The sequence below is a fragment of the Pseudomonas alvandae genome (genome assembly GCF_019141525.1).
In the GTDB taxonomy this organism is placed as follows: Bacteria; Pseudomonadota; Gammaproteobacteria; order Pseudomonadales; family Pseudomonadaceae; genus Aquipseudomonas; species Aquipseudomonas alvandae.
The window spans coordinates 3,808,845-3,825,988 of record NZ_CP077080.1; the positions used below are offsets into that span (position 1 = coordinate 3,808,845).

Consider the following 17,144-nt stretch of genomic DNA (forward strand, 5'->3'; position numbering starts at 1 on the left):
GTGTGGTGTGAAGCGCTCGCGTGGCGGCTAGAGCTTGTGGCTACCCAGCGCCGCGAATCGCTCCGGCGAGACCTTGCGCAGACGCACGGCGAGGAACACGCCGACCACCAGCGCGACAGGAATGACGGCGCAGAGACCGTAGGACAGGCGCTGGCTGGCGCCCGTGAGCACATCGAAATGAATCACCGCAAGGGCCAGCACCGCGAGCAAGGCCAGGCACGCAAAGCCTGGAAGAATCCGACCGCGCCAAAGCCCCAGCTTCAATTCCGGGTGGCGCCGGAAGTAGACGAACACCGCCGCCGACGTCAGCGCCATCAGCAGGATCACGCAGAGGGTGGCCAGGTTGGAAAACCAGGCGAACAATTGCAGGATCGGGTCGGCGTCCAGCGCGGCGAAGATCAGCACCACCACGGCGGCGATCAGGCTTTGCAGGACCGAGCCCATGTGCGGGCTCTGGTGCACGCGGTGGGTGGTACCCAAGCGGCTATGCAGCAAGCCGTCCCGGCCGATGGCATAGAAATAACGCGCCGCGGCATTGTGGAACGCCAGCAGTCCGGCGTAGATGCTGACCATGAACAGCAGCCGGATGATCTGGGTCAGGTGCGGGCCGACAAAGTGATCGGACAGGCCGTAGATGAACGTGGTCGGATCCTGCAGGGCTTGCAGCGTCGGTACGATCTTGTCGGCCCCGACACCCACGATCATCGACCAGACCGACAGCGCATAAAAACCACCGATCAACAGCACGGAGCTGTAGGTGGCGATGGGAATCGTGCGGTGCGGATTCCTCGCCTCTTCTCCATAGATCGTCGTGGCTTCGAAGCCGATGAACGCCGCGAAACAGAACAGCAGGCCGATGGATGGCGTGCCGCTGAAGACGTGGCTGCGGTCGAACGAATCGAGATTGATGCCGCTGTCGCCACCGGTCTTGAGGATGGCGAAATCCAGCGTCAGGATCGCCAGGTACTCGGCGATCACCACCACAGAGAGCACACGAGCCGATAAGTCGATCTTGCGATAACCGAGGATCGCAACGCTCGCCATCGCCAGCAGCGAGTACGTCCACCACGGCAATTCCAGGCCGAAGACACTGGCCATCGTGCCGCTGACCACGCCGCCGAACATGCCGTACAGGCCGACCTGGAGAATGTTGTAGGCAAACATCGCCAACACCCCTGCCGCGCCACCGGCCAAGCCACCCAGGCCGCGAGAGGTGAAGGCGTAGAAGCCACCGGCGTTGGTCATGTGCCGGGACATGGCGGTGTAACCCGCCGAAAAGGCCAGCAACACCAACAGCGCCAGCAGCAACAGCGCAGGTGTGCCGGCGCCATTGCCAAGCATGATGCCGATGGGAAAGCCGCCGGCGATGACACTCAAGGGACTCGCCGCCGATATCACGAAGAAGATGATGAAGCCGACACCCAGTGCGCCGCGCTTCAGCTCCGTCGAGCTGCTGATCGGGAAAGATACGCTCATTGTTCTTGACCTTATTGTATGAGGCAGTGGCTGCTGGACCGGAGTCGGCCAGCTTCGCCGGCTTCCAGAATCTTGTTGTTCTGCTTGCACGCTGGTTTCGATGCTATGCCCTTGCCAAAACCCTTCGCTATCCCAAAACGGCAGCATCAAAAACAGTGCCCCAAAACAGGCCAGCCCCATCAGGGAAGGACATTCCTGTGGCGAGGGGATTTATCCCCGCTGGGGCGCGAAGCGGCCCTAAATGCAGGCAACGCGGAGTATCAGAATACTGAGTTGACTGTTAGGGGGCTGCTGCGCAGCCCAGCGGGGATAAATCCCCTCGCCACAAGGACGTCGGCGCCTTAAGTGAACCGCATGCGCTCAATCTCGGCGCACAACCGCTGCCGATTCGGGATAACGGGGAGGCGCTTCCTGCCGCAAGATAACCTTGCCCACCGTTCAGACAGTGCTGGGCTCAAAACAATAAAAACCCCTAAGCCCAGGAAACCTCAGCATGTTTTTCGCTCGTCTCTCTATCCAATGGCGGATCACCCTTCTGAGCGGCCTGAGCCTGCTGGCGGTCGTCGGGGCACTGACCGGTGCCTCGCTGTATCAGAACCAGCAAGGCGCCACGCTGCTGAAACGGCAAAGCAGCCAGCTACTTGGACAATCGGCGTTGGAGGGCCTGCAAGCACAGGCCTTGGCCCACGGTCAGCGGGTTGAGCGCTTTTTCAGCGAAACGGCGATTTATGGCGAAGGTTTTGCCCAGCAGGTGCTGCAACTGCGCGCCCAGGCGCAGAACGGACGATTGACGGCCGCGCAACTGCGCCACGACCTGATTGGCCTGACTCGCGAGGCGCTGCTCAAGCGTGAGAAAGTCCTCGGTTTCTATGTCGTGCTGGTGCCCGACGCCCTGGCGACCGAGGATGCCAGCTTTGCCGGACAGCGCGACCTCGCCAGCAACGAAAAAGGCCGCTTTGCCCTGTACTGGTCGCAAAGCCAGCCCGGGCACCTGGTGCAGGAAGTGCTCAGCGAAGCCCAGATCAGCGCCAACACCGCGCCACCGGGCAGCGAGCCGGAAAACGCCTGGTACGTCTGCCCGCAAAACCAGGGGCATACCTGCGTGACGGAGCCCTACGCGATTGAAGTCGAAGGCAAGCAGACCTTGATGAGCAGCATCTCCATACCACTGCTGGACCAAGGCAAAGTCATCGGCGTGGTGGGCATGGACATCAGCCTCGATACCCTCCAGCAACTCGCTGCCAGCCTGGCGAACGACCTGTATCCCGGCCACAGCGAGATCAGCATTCTCTCCCCATCGGGGCAAGTGGCCGGCCATAGCGGCAGCGTGACGGACGCTTCTATCGACGTGCACCAAGCCGTGCAAACCGCCGTGGCGAACAGCCCCTGGCAACTGCAGATCCGCGTGCCGGAAGCGCTCGTGCAAGCGCCCGCCTTGCATATGCAGGCGCAGCTCGACGACAAGCATCGCCAGTCGAACTGGTTCAACCTCAGCCTGGGCCTGCTGGCTGCCGGCCTCGGGCTGCTGCTCATCTGGCTCACCGCCTACGGCGTGACACGGCCATTGTTGCGGGTGGCTCATATGCTCGACGCCATTGTCGAAGGTGACGGCGACCTCACCCAGCGCCTGCCCGACGAACGCCACGATGAACTCGGTCAGTTGGCGCACGGCTTCAACCGTTTCCTCGACAAGCTCCAGCCAATCATCCGGGATATCCAGCAAGCGTCCCGGGACACTCGGGACACCGCCGACACGTCTGCGCGGGTCGCCGGAGAAGTCAGCGCAGGCATGCAACAGCAGTACCGGGAAGTCGAATTGGCGGCGACCGCCTTGCACGAGATGAGCGCCAGCGCCCAGGAAGTGGCGCGCCACTCCCACCAGGCTGCCGATGCCGCAACGGTGGCGGAAAATGCCAGCCGATCGGGACAGGAAATGTTCGCCAACGCCGTCAGCAGCATCGACGCCCTCGACCGGCGCCTGGAGGCAACGCTTGGTCAGGTCAAGGCACTGGCGGACAACAGCCAGCAGATCAGCCAGGTGCTGGACGTGATTTGCGCCATTGCCCTGCAGACCAACCTCCTGGCCCTGAACGCCGCCATCGAAGCAGCCCGGGCCGGCGAACAGGGACGTGGCTTCGCGGTGGTGGCCGATGAAGTCCGGCATTTGGCGAGCAACACCCAGAATTCCGTCGAGCAGATCCGCACGGTGATCGAAGCCTTGCAGCAACTGAGCCAGGACGTGGTACTCAGCACCCAGTCGAGCCGGGAACTGGCCAGGGGCAGCGTCGTTCACGTCGAACACACCCATGGCGCGCTGCAGCACATCACCCAGGCCGTGGAAGTGATCGAACAGATGAACCAACAGATCGCCAGCGCGGCCCTGGAGCAAAGCTCAGTGGTGGAAGACATCAGCCACCGCGTCAGCGGCATTCGTGGCATCAGCGAAACCCTGGCCGGCCGGATGCAGGAAGCGTCCCAGGCGAGTCACACGCTGCACGCCATGGCCAACCACCAGCAGGCGTTGGTGGGGCATTTTCAGATTTGATTCCAGGGGCGTTACACAATTTCACAGAGCCGCTACAAAGCTTAACCCCTGTCATCGGCCCGGCTCCCTACCATGGGCGGTTCAATAGTGGGGAAGCACCATGTCCAAGAAACCTGCCGTCACGCTGGGCCTGTTGATCGGTGCGCTGTTGCTCAGCGGCTGTGATGACACCTCGACCTCGGAAGAATCCGCACCGCCGGCCAGCGTGCGTATCGAGACCGTCCAGGCTCGATCGCTGTCCATCAGCAACGAGCTGAGCGGCCGGATCGCCGCACCGCGAGTGGCCGAAGTCCGCGCCCGGGTCGCCGGCGTGGTCTTGCAGCGGGTCTACCGCGAAGGCAGCGACGTCAAGCAGGGGCAAGTACTGTTTCGCATCGATCCGGCGCCGTTCAAGGCCGACCTGGACAGTGCCGAGGCGGCGTTGCGCAAGGCCGAGGCCAATGCGTTCCAGGCCCGGTTGCAGGCGCAGCGCTATGCCCAACTGATCGATGACCAGGCCATCAGCGGCCAGGACTACGACAATGCCCGGGCCAACGTGCGCCAGACCGCAGCCGATGTCGCCGCCAACAAGGCCGCCGTGGAACGGGCCAAGCTGAACCTAGGCTACGCCACGGTGACCGCGCCGATTTCCGGGCGCATCGGTCGCGCCCTGGTGACCGAAGGCGCACTGGTGGGGCAGAACGAAACCACGCCATTGGCACTCATCCAGCAACTGGACCCGATCCACGCCGACCTTACCCAATCGACCCGTGAACTCAACGACCTGCGCCGCGCCTTTCGCGCCGGCCAGTTGCAAGCGGTCGGCCGGGACCAGGCCAAGGCCACCCTGATCCAGGACGACGGCAGCCCCTATCCGCTGCCCGGCAAGTTGCTCTTCACCGACCTCAGCGTCGACCCTGGCACTGGCCAGATCACCCTGCGCAGCGAGTTCCCCAACCCGGACCTGGACTTGCTGCCGGGCAGTTTCATCCGGGTGCGCCTGGAGCAGGCAGTGAACAGCCAAGGCATCACCGTGCCGCAACGGGCGATCCTGCGCGACAGCGCCGGCATCGCCCAGGTTTTGCTGCTGGACGCCGAGCAGAAGGTCAGCCAGCAACCGGTGCAATTGGGCGCCGCTCAGAATGATCGCTGGATCGTCACCGAAGGCTTGAAGCCGGGCGATCGCATCGTCGTCGAAGGTGTCCAGCACGCCCGCCCCGGTGAAAAAGTCCGGATCGATGATTCCCCTCTTCCTCTCGCCCAGGCTTCCGGGCCACAGGCAGGACACTAAGCCATGCCGCAATTCTTCATCGACCGCCCGGTGTTTGCCTGGGTCGTCGCGCTGTTCATCCTCCTGGCCGGGATCCTGGCCATTCCACAACTGCCGGTGGCGCAATACCCGGTCGTGGCGCCGCCGCAAATCGAGATCTACGCGGTGTACCCGGGCGCGTCGGCGCAGACCATCGACGAGAGCGTGGTCAGCCTGATCGAGGAAGAACTCAACGGCGCCGACAACCTGCTGTATTTCGAATCCCAGAGCAGCCTCGGCAGCGCCACAATCACCGCGACCTTCCAACCCGGGACCAACCCCGAACTGGCCCAGGTCGACGTGCAGAACCGCCTCAAGGCGGTGGAGTCGCGCCTGCCGCAAGCGGTAACCCAGCAGGGCTTGCAGGTGGACAAGGTTTCCGCCGGCTTCCTGTTGCTGATCACCCTCACCTCCAGCGACGGCAAGCTCGATGACGTGGCGCTCAGCGATTATCTGGCGCGCAACGTGATGAACGAGATCAAGCGCCTGGACGGCGTCGGCAAGGCCCAGTTGTACGGCGCCGAGCGGGCCATGCGGATCTGGATCGATCCGCGCAAGCTGGTGGGTTTCAACCTGACCCCGGCGGACGTCAATGCCGCCATCGTCGCGCAGAACGCCCAGGTCTCGGCCGGCAGCCTCGGCGACCTGCCGAGCCGCAGCACCCAGGAAATCACCGCGACCATCGTCGTCAAGGGCCAGCTCTCGACGCCGCAGGAATTCGCCGACATTGTGCTCAAGGCCAACCCCGACGGTTCGACGGTGCGCATCGCCGATGTCGCGCGGGTGGAAATCGGCAGCCAGGAATACCAGTTCTCCACGCGCCTGAACGGCAAGCCGTCGACTGCCGTGGCGGTGCAGTTGTCGCCGGGCGCCAACGCGTTGAACACCGCCACCCTCGTACGGGCGAAGATGGATGAGCTGGCGCGCTACTTCCCGGCCGGCGTGGAATACAAGATTCCCTACGACACGTCGCCGTTCGTCAAAGTCTCGATCACCAAGGTGGTCTATACCCTCGGCGAGGCGATGTTGCTGGTGTTCGCGGTGATGTACCTGTTCCTGCAGAACATCCGCTACACGCTGATCCCGACGCTGGTAGTGCCGGTGGCGCTGATGGGCACCTTCGCGACGATGCTCGCCCTGGGTTTCTCGATCAACGTATTGACCATGTTCGGCATGGTGCTGGCCATCGGCATCCTGGTGGACGATGCCATCGTGGTGGTGGAGAACGTCGAGCGGATCATGGCCCAGGAAGGCCTCTCTCCCAAGGACGCGACGCGCAAGGCCATGGGCCAGATCACCGGGGCGATCATCGGCATCACCCTGGTGCTGGTGGCGGTGTTCATTCCGATGGCGTTCATGCAGGGTTCTGTGGGGGTGATCTACCAGCAGTTCTCGCTATCGATGGCGACGTCGATCCTGTTTTCGGCGTTTCTCGCCCTGACCTTGACCCCAGCCCTGTGCGCGACCCTGCTCAAGCCGATCGCGCCAGGCGATCACCACGCCAAACGCGGGTTCTTCGGTGCGTTCAACCGCGGCTTCGATCGATTCGGCGACCGCTACCACGGTTGGGTGGCCTACGCAGTGAGACGCAGCGGCCGTTATCTGTTGATCTACGGCGTGCTGCTGGTGGGCATGGGCCTGCTGTTCAGTCGCCTGCCCTCCTCGTTCCTGCCGGTGGAAGACCAGGGCTACACCATCACCGACATCCAGTTGCCGCCGGGCGCGAGCAAGAACCGCACGGTACAGGTCGTCGAACAGATCGAGGCGCACAATGCCAGCGAGCCCGGCGTTGGCGACAGCACGGTGATCCTCGGCTTCAGCTTCTCCGGCAGCGGGCAGAACGCGGCCCTGGCGTTCACCACGCTGAAGGATTGGTCGCAGCGCGGCGGCGATGATTCGGCGGCGTCCATCGCCGATCGCGCCAACCAGGCCTTCGGCGCGATCAAGGACGCCATGGTCTTCTCGGTGCTGCCGCCGCCGGTGGACGGCCTCGGTACTTCCAGCGGTTTCGAGTTTCGCTTGCAGGACCGCGGCGGCCTCGGCCATGCCACGCTGATGCAGGCCCGTAGCGAACTGCTCGCCGCCGCCGAAAAAAGCCCGGTGCTGATGAACGTGCGCGAAAGTGCCCTGGCGGAAGCGCCGCAGGTGCAACTGGAGGTGGATCGCAAGCAGGCGAATGCCTTGGGGATTTCCTTTGCCGACGTCGGTGGCGTGCTGTCCACGGCGGTGGGCTCGGCCTACATCAACGACTTTCCGAACCAGGGGCGCATGCAGCGCGTGGTGGTCCAGGCCGAAGGCGACCAGCGCAGCCAGGTCGAGGACCTGCTGAAGATCCACGTGCGCAACAGCAATGGACAAATGGTGCCGCTGTCGGCGTTCGTCCAGGCCCGCTGGACCCAGGGGCCGGCGCAACTGACCCGCTACAACGGCTACCCGGCGGTGAGCATTTCCGGCGAACCGGCACCGGGCTACAGCACCGGGCAAGCCATGGCCGAAATCGAACGGTTGGTCGCCCAGGGTCCCAAGGGCATGGGCCAGGAATGGACCGGCCTGTCGTTGCAGGAACGCTTGTCCGGCAGCCAGGCGCCCATCCTGCTGGGCCTGTCGCTGCTGGTGGTGTTCCTGTGCCTGGCGGCGCTGTACGAGAGTTGGTCGATCCCGACCTCGGTGTTGCTGGTGGTTCCGCTGGGCGTGCTTGGTGCGGTATTGGCGGTGTCGTTGCGCGGCATGCCCAACGATGTGTTCTTCAAGATCGGGCTGATTACCATCATCGGCCTGTCGGCGAAAAACGCGATCCTGATCATCGAATTCGCCAAGAGCCTGTACGACGAAGGCCACGACCTGGTCGACGCCACGCTCCAGGCCGCGCGCCTGCGCTTGCGGCCGATCATCATGACCTCGTTGGCGTTCATCCTCGGCGTGGTCCCGCTGGCGATCGCCACGGGGGCCAGCTCGGCGAGCCAGCAAGCCATTGGCACAGGCGTGATCGGCGGCATGATCAGCGCCACCCTGGCGGTGGTGTTTGTCCCGGTGTTCTTCGTGGTGGTGATGAAGCGCGTCACGCGTCACAAATCCGATTGAGGGTTGGCGGCGCTACCTGCCCTTGAACGCTTCCCGACGGGCCGTGCGCTCGGCGAGGAAGCGTTCACTGATCGACGGTTGCAAGTCCTTGCGTTCCACCGGTACTCCGCAATTGGGGCAAACACTCGCCACCCCCACGTCGTGACCACAGGCGCGATGCACAAAGTGCATCGCCAACCCTTCATCCTCGCCCTTGCACCACGTTTCGCCCCAGGCGCGCAACGCGTAGATCACCGGATAGAAATCCCATCCCTTGGCGGTCAGCTGGTACTCGTAGCGCAGGGGTTTTTCGTTGTAGGGACGACGCTCCACCAGGCCGCCGGTTTCCAATGCCTTGAGGCGCGAGGTGAGCATTTGCGGCGTGGCGCCGGTCTGGATCTGGATCTCCTCGAAGCGTGTCGTGCCCATGTACAACTCACGCAACACCAGGATCGTCCACTTATCACCGACCACACCCACCGAACGCGCCACCGGGCACACCGTCTCGTTTGTCTCGTCGTGCTTGTTCATCACTTTTCCAGAATCCGCAAAGCCACTATTTTTTTCATAGTAACACGGCGATTGCGGATACGATTCGGCTGTAAAAAATGCGATGTACACCGCTAGATCATTGACTATATGATTTTCATAGTTAGTATTGATCGTGCCTTTCCCAACCGGAGCATCGAAGACATGACCCAGCCTGTGTACTCCCCGTCGCGAACCGGCCTGTTGCTGGTCGACCCCTATAACGACTTCCTGTCCGAGGGCGGCAAGCTCTTTCCCTTGCTGGAAAAGGTTGCCCAGGACGTTCACCTCCTCGACAACCTGCGCGCCGCTGTGGCGACCGCTCGGCAACAAGGCATCCAGGTGTTCTACGTGCCCCATCGCCGCTGGCAACCCGGCGACTACGACAACTGGAACCACCCCAATCCGACCCAACGCCTGATCCAGCAACGCCATACGTTCGCAAAAGGCACCTGGGGCGGCGAATGGCACCCGGACTTCGTGCCACAGGACGGCGACATCATCGTCCAGGAGCATTGGGGCCAGAGCGGTTTTGCCAATACCGACCTCGATTTCCAGCTCAAGCAACAAGGCATCACCCATGTGATTGTGATGGGTTTGCTGGCGAACACCTGCATCGAGTCCACCGCACGTTTCGCCATGGAGCTCGGTTACCACGTGACGCTGGTGCGCGACGCAACCGCCGCGTTCAACCCGGAAATGATGCACGCGGCGCACGAGTTGAACGGTCCGACATTCGCCCACAGCATCGTCGATACCGGCACGCTGATCTCGACCTTGCAACCGCGCTGAAGGACCGCGCCATGCCCGTGTCGAACGTGATCCCCGCTCGCCTGGTCGGCGTGATGGCCGTGTGTTGCGCCCTGGCCGTGTCGACCCTTTACTACCATCAACCGTTGCTGCCGATGATGGCCGCGTCGTTCGGCCTGACCTCGACCCAAGCCGGGCTGATCGCCACGCTGACGCAACTCGGTTATGGGACGGGCCTGCTGCTCATCGTGCCCCTCGCCGATTGCCGACAACCCCGCCGCGTGGCATTGCGGGCCATCGGGGCAAATGCCGTCGCGCTGCTCGCCTGCGCCGCGGCGCCGAGTTTCGCGCTGCTGTGCGTCGGCAGTTTCCTGGTTGGGGTCACGGCGATTACCGCACAGTTGATCATCCCCGCCCTGTCGGGTCTGGCCGCGCCCGCGGAACGCGGCCGGGTGGTCGGGACGTTGCTGAGCGGACTGTCCGCCGGATTACTGTTGGCGCGGACCTTCGGTGGCCTGCTCGGCGAGCACTGCGGTTGGCGATCGGTGTTCTGGGTGGCCTCCCTCATCGATGGAATGCTGTTGTTGATCGTTGCCGGAAATCTACCCGCTCTGACGAGCCTTTCTCCCATGCGCTATGGCGCGCTGATGCGTTCCCTCGGCAGCCTGTTGCGCGAGGAGCCGGTACTGCGCTTCTGTGCCGCGAGCGGCTTCCTGATTTTCGCCGCCTTCAGTGCCTTATGGGCCACGCTGGCCGCGCTGCTGACCCAGCCGCCGTACACGTTCGGCTCGACCACCATTGGCCTGTTCGGCCTGGTGACAGTGTTGGGCATCGTCGCATCGCCCCGCATCGGCACGTTAGTCGATCGCCTGGGCGCCCGGACGCTGACCGTCGCGGGTGCGACAGTGCTGGCCGTCGGTTTCGTCTTCATCGGGGCCGGCGGACAGCACCTGGGCTGGCTGATTGTCGGCATGGTGCTGTTGGACTTCGGCAACCGGGTCGGGCTGGTGGCCAATCAGGCACGCGTCCAGACCCTGCGCGCCGAGGCCCGCAGCCGATTGAACACGGTGTTCATGGGTTCGTATTTCCTGGGCGGTGCACTCGGCGCGGCCTTGGGTAACTACGGGGTCCACCGGAGCGGCTGGATCGGGCTCGCCACCGTCGGTGCGTTGCTCGCCCTGGCGGCAACCGTCACCAGCGCCCTCGCGCCCCGAGATACCCGCGTCACGTTGGCGGACGCTCAGCCGTGACAGCCGTTCGCTGGGGCTGTGGACCAGTGTTGCCGCGCGCCTTGTCCACCAGCGCCTTGTCCACCAGTCGCTGCACCCAACCGGCGTCCCGGTCGTTGACCACGGCGTAACGGTCCGGCGGGAAAAAGCCCCAGCGATGGGATGCTTCGGCGAGGCGGCTGAACTCATCGGCGGACAGCCAGTACGAGGATTCCGTCAGCGGCAAAGGCGCACCGTCAAAGCGCTGGCCCAGCATCAGCTGGGTCCCAGGGGCAAAGGCAATCGCCAATTGCTGCTGGGGCTTCATCCGCAGGTCGGGCGCAGGCATTCGCCTGGCCTGTCCATGGCGGAAGACGCCGGGAATTTCCTCCGTGAGCACCAGCCAGTGCCCGGCCGAGGTCATGGCCAGGATCCATTGCGACACGCCGCAGCTTTGCACGCGCACCAGCTTGTCGTCTTGCCAGAGCGTGAGGCTGAGGGCCTCGGGATTATCATCGCAGGACCACAGGCTGATGCCCGAGACCAGCGTATGACGCTCAAGCTCGACCACCCCTTCATCCGGCATCGAGCGCCAGTAGCGCTTGGTCGGGTCGCGTGAATCGCGCCGGTAATTGGACGAGGCCCAACCGGCGATGAAAAGCACAGTCGCCAGCACCTGCCAGCCCCAGGATCCATCGATGACCCGGTCGACATCCAGGCCGGGGACGAACCATTTCTCGACGAGGCCCAGGCCAATCACGAACGCCAGGCTTGGCAGCATCAGGCCAACGCTTACCGGTGCCGCCAGCACCATGACCCAGCTGAAGCGGTGCATGGACGCACGCTCGCGCGCCCTGGCCGCCTCCTCTGGGAGCATTGGTGATTGCTCGCGAGGGCCGATGGCTGGATCAGGCGTCTCGAAGCGGATCATTTGCTTGTAGAGTTCGTCACTCATGCTGAGGCCCGACACTGGCTTGTGCCCTGTCCACCAATCGTTGCACCCAGCGGGCGTCCTCGGTATTGACCACGGCGTAACGGTCCGGCGGGAAGAAAATCCAGTGATGGGCGGCTTCGGTGAGGCGCTTGATCTCATCGGCGGACATCCAGTAGGGCGTTTCCACCAAGGGCACAGGCGCACCCTCAAAGCGCTGGCCCAGCATCAGCTGGGTTCCGGGTGCGAAGGCAATCGCCAAGTGCTGGCGGGGTTGCAGCTGCTTGCCCTTCTCGGGCATCCGCCCTTCTCGCCCATAGCAGAAGTCACCGGGGAACTCGTCCTTGAGCACCAGCCAGTGGCCGGCCGCGGTCATGGCCAGGATCCACTGCGAAACGCCGGAGCTTTGCACGCTCACCAGCTTGTCGTTCTTCCACAGGGTAAGGCTGTTGCAGTCCGGGTCAAAGTCGTTGGCCCAAAGGCTGATGCCCGAGACCAATGTATGACGCTCAAGCTCGACCAATCCTTGGTCCGGCAACGATTGCCAGTAGCGCTTGGTAGGGTCCCGTGAGTCGCGCAGGTAATTGGACAATGCCCAGCCGGCGACGAAAAGCACGGTCACCAGCGCCAGCCAGCCCAGGGAATCACCGACGATCCGGTCGACATCCAGCTCCGGGGCGAATAATTTCTGGGTCAGGCCCAGGATCGTCAAGTACGCCAAGCCTGGCAGCACGAGGCCCATGCTCAACGGCGGAAGCAGCACCACGAACCAACTGAAGCGGTGCATGAAGGCACGCTCGCGCGCCCAGGCCAACTCCTGCGGGAGCATCGGTGATTGCTCGCGCGGAGGGATGCTGGGATCCGGGGTTTGAAAACGGGAAAACCGTGCGTGGGAGTCGTCGCTCATGGGTCGAATCGTTCTCTCGAATCAGGCGCGCATCTTCGAGGATTTTTCGTGGCGAGGACAGTGCCTATATCTTCGGCAACAGAACTACCGCCATCGCGAGCAAGCTCGCTCCCACACGGTTATCTGCACCCTAGAGATCTCCTGTGGGAGCGAGCTTGCTCGCGATAGCGGCAGCGAAACCAGCGATCAATCCGCCTGCACGGTCACCTGACGCTGCTCGCCCAAGCCCTCGATACCAAGGCGCATGGTCTGCCCCGGGCGCAGGAACACCGGGTTGGGCTTGATGCCCAGCCCAACGCCCGGTGGCGTGCCGGTGGAAATGACGTCGCCCGGTTGCAGGCTCATGCACCGGCTCAGGTAGGCGATCAGTTGCGGCACGCTGAAGATCAGCGTCCGGGTGTTGCCGTCCTGATAGCGATGCCCGTCGACTTCCAGCCACAGGTCCAGCGCATGCGGGTCGGGGATTTCATCCTTGGTCACCAGCCAGGGTCCAAGGGGGCCGAAGGTGTCGAAGCCCTTGCCTTTATCCCAAGTGCCGCCGCGTTCGAGCTGCCACTCGCGCTCCGACACATCGTTGATCACGCAATAACCGGCGACATGTTCCAGGGCGTTCGCTTCGTCGATGTAGCGCCCGCCCTTGCCGATGACCACGCCCAGCTCGACTTCCCAATCGGTCTTGAGCGAGCCGCGGGGAATCTGGATATCGTCATTCGGCCCGCAGATGGCACTGGTCCATTTATTGAAAATGATCGGTTCCTTCGGCACCTCCATGTTCGACTCGGCAGCATGGTCGGCGTAGTTCAGGCCGATGCAGATGAACTTGCCGACCTGGCCGACGCACGGGCCGATCCGCGGTTGGCCGGCCACGACCGGCAGGCTGCGCGGGTCGAGGGCGGCGAGTTTTGCCAGGCCTTCCGGCCCAATGACATTTCCGGCGATGTCCGGCACATGGCCCGACAGGTCGCGGATCTGATGGTCGTCATCCAGCAGCCCGGGTTTTTCCGAGCCTTTTTCGCCGTAACGCAACAGTTTCATGAAGTGCTCCTGTTCAAGTGAAAACTCAAAGGCTCATGCCGCCATCGATCACGTGCACGGCGCCCGTGGTATAGCCGGACGCGTCACTGCCCAGGTAGAGCGCCAGTTGCGCGATTTCTTCGGTATTGCCAATTCGTCCCATGGGCTGACGGTCGAGAAACTGCCGGTAGACCTGTTGCTCCTCGACACCCTGCTGCGCGGCCTGGTCGGCGATGCGCTGGCGCAGCGATGGAGAATCCACGGTGCCAGGACAGATCGCGTTGCAGCGAATGCCCTGGCTGACGAAGTCGATGGCGACGGATTTGGTCAGCCCCACCACCGCGGCCTTGCTGGCAGCATAGGCGAAACGATTGGGCACGCCTTTGACACTGGAAGCCACCGACGACATATTTATGATCGAGCCGCCGCCACGGGCCAGCATGCCCGGCAGGAAGGCGCGGATCATGCGGTACATGGCCGTGACATTCAGGTCCATCGAGCGCGCCCAGGCCGCTTCGTCGCAGTCGAGGATGTTGCCGCTGTGCACGACGCCTGCGCAGTTGAACAACACGTCCAATCCACCGATTCGCTCGCAGGCCGCGTCGATGGCGCTGGTCGAAGTGACATCCAGGATCATCGGCTTGACCCCATCGATACCCGCCAGCGCGCGAATATCAATGTCACTGGCGAACACCTCGGCGCCGGCCTGGGCGAAGGCAACCGCGCTGGCCAGGCCGATGCCCTGTCCGGCCGCCGTCACCAGCACCCGTTTGTTCTGCAGGCTCATGCTGTCTCCAATTGCGCCGCCGGGGCCGCGCTTTTCGGTGTCCGGCCGAGCATCGAGGCCGGGATGGCCAGGATCAACCCGCCACTGACCAACAGGCACAGCGCCAGAACGTAGGTACCGTTGTTGATATTGCCCGTGAGCGTCTCGGCCACGGCGGTGATCATCGATCCGGTGAAGCCCGACAGGTTGCCGATGGCGTTGATCATGCCGATCCCGGCAGCGGCCGCGACGCCTGACAGCACGGTGCCGGGCAAGGTCCAGAAGATCGGCATCAGGCTGAGGATCCCCGAGGCGGAGACGCTGAGGAACAGCACTGACAGCACCAGGTTATCGGCGAAGTAAGCACTGAGGATCAGCCCCGCGCCACCGATGAAGGCTGGAATCGCCGCGTGCAGTCGGCGCTCGCCGGTGCGATTGGAATGCCGGGCGTTGAGCAGCATCGCCACCACCGCCACCGAGTAGGGAATGGCGGTGAGCAAACCGATGTGCAGGCTGTTGGTGATGCCGGTGCTCTTGATGATCGACGGCATCCAGAAGGCCAGGCCATAGAAACCGGTGTTGAACGTCAGCAGGATCAGCACCAGCAACCACACCCGAGGGTTGAAGAACACCTCGCTCAAGCGTGTGGCCTTGCCGTGGTTGTCGGTTTGAAGATTGGCCTTGAGCATGGCTTTTTCCGCCGCCGAAAGCCACTTGGCCTTGTCGATGTTGTCCGCCAGGCAGACCACCACCACGACCGCCATGATGATCGAAGGAACCCCCTCGATCAGCAACATCCACTGCCAGCCGGACAGGCCGTGCACACCCTGCATGCTGTTCATCAGCCAGCCGGACAATATGCCGCCGAGCGTCAGGCTGACCGGCAATGCCAGCAGGAACCCGGACATCACCCGGCTCTGCCGATGGGTCGGGAACCAGTAGTTGAGGTAGAGGATCACGCCAGGAAAAAAGCCCGCTTCGCAGATCCCCAGCAGGAAACGCAGCACGTAGAACATCGTGCTCGATTCGATGTGGAAGAACGCCGCCAGCGGCACGGTGTAGGCCACCGCCATGGAAATCACCGCCCAACTGAGCATGATCCGGGCGATCCAGAACCGCGCGCCAAAGCGATGCAGCAACAGGTTGCTGGGCACTTCGAACAGGAAATAACCCCAGAAAAACATACTGGCGCCCAGCGCGTACACGGTGTTGCTGAATTGCAGCTCGTTGAGCATGTCGAGCTTGGCAAAACCGATGTTCACCCGGTCGAGGTAGGCCGCCATGTAGCACAACAGCAGGACCGGCAGGATTCGCCAGATCACCTTGCGGTAGGTCCGGTCCTCGAAATCGAGTTCGCCGGTTTGCGCCTGGGCGGGCAAATGCTCGGAGATGGTTTGCATGAGGTAACCCCTGATTGTTTTTATTGGGTCACGTCGAATGAGTGAATCATCCGGCGATTGAACGAGGACTCTACTGTCGGGAAGCGATTCTTTCCCAATGGCATTTTTGGATTAGTTGATAACGGGGTGTTATCACAGTTCTGAAAATCCGAACGAGACCTGTGGCGAGGGGATTTATCCCCGCTGGGCTGCGCAGCAGCCCTAAGAAACTCACCGCAATCAACCTGACGGAACGCAGAGGCTGGGTTTAGGACTGCTTCGCAGCCCAGCGGGGATAAATCCCCTCGCCACAGGATATTCAGCTATCCAATCGGGCGTTGTCCTTGAGGATCTCGGCAAACTCCAGCGCCGCGCCCACCAGCGGCTCGTCCTTGCGGGTGAGGATGCCGTAGTCCTGCGGCACCAGGTGCAGCGGTGTGTCGAGGGTCTTGAGCTGGCCGCTTTCGAGCAGTGGGTCGACCATCGCATTGGGCAACATGCCGATCATGGGCCCGCGTTGCAGCACCTGGAGGAAGGTCTGCATGGAAATCGTGTCGATGGTGTTGCGCGGCATGCCCACCCCGGCTTCGGCGAAGGCCAGTTCCATGCGCGCGCGAATCGGCGTGCCGACCGGGTAGAGAATCCACGGCAGATCCACCAGTTGCTGCAACGACGTCGGCCCGGCATCGGCGAGCGGATGGCGATCATTGACCACGATGCAGAACGGTTCGGGGGCCAGGGGTTGGAAGTCATAGCGCTGCTGCTGGCTCTGATCGGTAAACCGCGCAACGGCAAGGTCGAGCTTCTTTTCTTCAAGCATCTTCATCAGGTGATTGCTGGTCTGCTCCACCACCTCGATGGACAGCAGGGGCCAGCGCTGCTTGATCTGCAGGATCGCCTCGGGCAGCGCCACCGCCGTCGCGGCGAAAATACCGCCGACCTTGAGGTAACCGTGGCCGCCCTCGCGCAGGCTGCTGATCTGTTCGACGAACGAACGGGCGTCATTCAGGGCGATTTGCGCATAGCGCAGCACGTGCTCACCCAGGGCGGTGGGCGGCATGCTGCGCGGTCGGCGCTCGAACAGGGCGAAGCCGAGCAGGTTTTCGATTTCCTTGAGCATCTTGCTCACGGCCGGCTGGCTGAGGTTCATCTGCTCGGCCGCCAGATGCATGTTGCAGGTGCGTCCCAGGGTGTCGATCAGCACCAGATGGCGAAATTTGAGCCAGCCGCAAAAGCTGGAAAAGGACAGATCTGACATGGACTTTCCTCGGCAGCGCAATAACCAGGCGTTA

12 protein-coding genes and 2 pseudogenes are annotated in these 17,144 nt (G+C 63.1%); 6 read left to right on the forward strand and 8 right to left on the reverse strand.

Annotated features, from left to right (window positions below; translation table 11 throughout):
• Positions 1-27: 27 nt before the first annotated feature.
• A complete protein-coding gene (locus KSS97_RS16790; RefSeq protein ID WP_030141615.1) occupies positions 28-1,476 on the reverse strand; it encodes an APC family permease in 1,449 nt (482 codons plus the stop codon).
• Positions 1,477-1,969: 493 nt separating this feature from the next.
• Here KSS97_RS16790 and KSS97_RS28735 point away from each other — a divergent pair.
• The 4 genes and pseudogenes from KSS97_RS28735 to KSS97_RS16805 form a co-directional block, all read left to right on the forward strand.
• Positions 1,970-3,163 (forward strand): annotated as a pseudogene (locus tag KSS97_RS28735) (PDC sensor domain-containing protein); the annotation flags it as partial.
• Between the two features lie 261 nt (positions 3,164-3,424).
• Positions 3,425-4,021, forward strand: a pseudogene (locus KSS97_RS28740) (methyl-accepting chemotaxis protein); the annotation flags it as partial.
• A 100-nt stretch (positions 4,022-4,121) separates the two neighbouring features.
• Positions 4,122-5,291 carry an efflux RND transporter periplasmic adaptor subunit gene (locus tag KSS97_RS16800; RefSeq protein WP_217859689.1) on the forward strand — a complete coding sequence of 390 codons (1,170 nt, stop codon included), beginning with the start codon at positions 4,122-4,124 and terminating at the stop codon, positions 5,289-5,291.
• A 3-nt stretch (positions 5,292-5,294) separates the two neighbouring features.
• Complete coding sequence (locus tag KSS97_RS16805) at positions 5,295-8,390, forward strand: multidrug efflux RND transporter permease subunit (RefSeq protein WP_217859690.1); 3,096 nt, start codon at positions 5,295-5,297, stop codon at positions 8,388-8,390.
• A 12-nt stretch (positions 8,391-8,402) separates the two neighbouring features.
• Here the strand turns inward: KSS97_RS16805 and KSS97_RS16810 are convergent, their stop codons facing one another.
• Positions 8,403-8,900 (reverse strand): winged helix-turn-helix transcriptional regulator, encoded by a 498-nt coding sequence (locus KSS97_RS16810; RefSeq protein ID WP_217859691.1) that lies wholly within the window; start codon positions 8,898-8,900, stop codon positions 8,403-8,405.
• A 162-nt stretch (positions 8,901-9,062) separates the two neighbouring features.
• Here KSS97_RS16810 and KSS97_RS16815 point away from each other — a divergent pair, with 162 nt between their 5' ends.
• Complete coding sequence (locus KSS97_RS16815; RefSeq protein WP_217859692.1) at positions 9,063-9,689, forward strand: cysteine hydrolase family protein; 627 nt, start codon at positions 9,063-9,065, stop codon at positions 9,687-9,689.
• Positions 9,690-9,715: 26 nt separating this feature from the next.
• The gene (locus tag KSS97_RS16820) at positions 9,716-10,897 is read left to right on the forward strand and encodes an MFS transporter (RefSeq protein ID WP_225936044.1); all 1,182 of its coding nucleotides are present in this window, start codon (positions 9,716-9,718) and stop codon (positions 10,895-10,897) included.
• On the opposite strand, the gene KSS97_RS16825 is transcribed toward KSS97_RS16820, so the two are convergent.
• The 6 genes from KSS97_RS16825 to KSS97_RS16850 all read right to left on the reverse strand — a co-directional run bounded on the left by KSS97_RS16825 (position 10,872) and on the right by KSS97_RS16850 (position 17,110).
• On the reverse strand, positions 10,872-11,810 hold the full coding sequence (locus KSS97_RS16825; protein WP_225936045.1) for a hypothetical protein: 939 nt from the start codon (positions 11,808-11,810) through the stop codon (positions 10,872-10,874). The genes KSS97_RS16820 and KSS97_RS16825 overlap by 26 nt on opposite strands.
• Positions 11,803-12,693: a hypothetical protein gene (locus KSS97_RS16830; protein ID WP_217859694.1), complete on the reverse strand. Its 891-nt coding sequence runs from the start codon at positions 12,691-12,693 to the stop codon at positions 11,803-11,805. Before KSS97_RS16830 ends, KSS97_RS16825 begins: the two co-directional genes overlap by 8 nt.
• Positions 12,694-12,879: 186 nt before the next feature.
• Complete coding sequence (locus KSS97_RS16835) at positions 12,880-13,728, reverse strand: ureidoglycolate lyase (RefSeq protein WP_217859695.1); 849 nt, start codon at positions 13,726-13,728, stop codon at positions 12,880-12,882.
• A 25-nt stretch (positions 13,729-13,753) separates the two neighbouring features.
• Positions 13,754-14,494: an SDR family oxidoreductase gene (locus KSS97_RS16840; RefSeq protein WP_198795878.1), complete on the reverse strand. Its 741-nt coding sequence runs from the start codon at positions 14,492-14,494 to the stop codon at positions 13,754-13,756.
• Complete coding sequence (locus tag KSS97_RS16845; RefSeq protein WP_217859696.1) at positions 14,491-15,873, reverse strand: MFS transporter; 1,383 nt, start codon at positions 15,871-15,873, stop codon at positions 14,491-14,493. The genes KSS97_RS16840 and KSS97_RS16845 overlap by 4 nt, the downstream gene beginning before the upstream one ends.
• A 298-nt stretch (positions 15,874-16,171) precedes the next feature.
• Positions 16,172-17,110, reverse strand: coding sequence for a LysR family transcriptional regulator (locus KSS97_RS16850; protein WP_217859697.1), 939 nt, complete (start codon positions 17,108-17,110; stop codon positions 16,172-16,174).
• Positions 17,111-17,144: the final 34 nt, after the last annotated feature.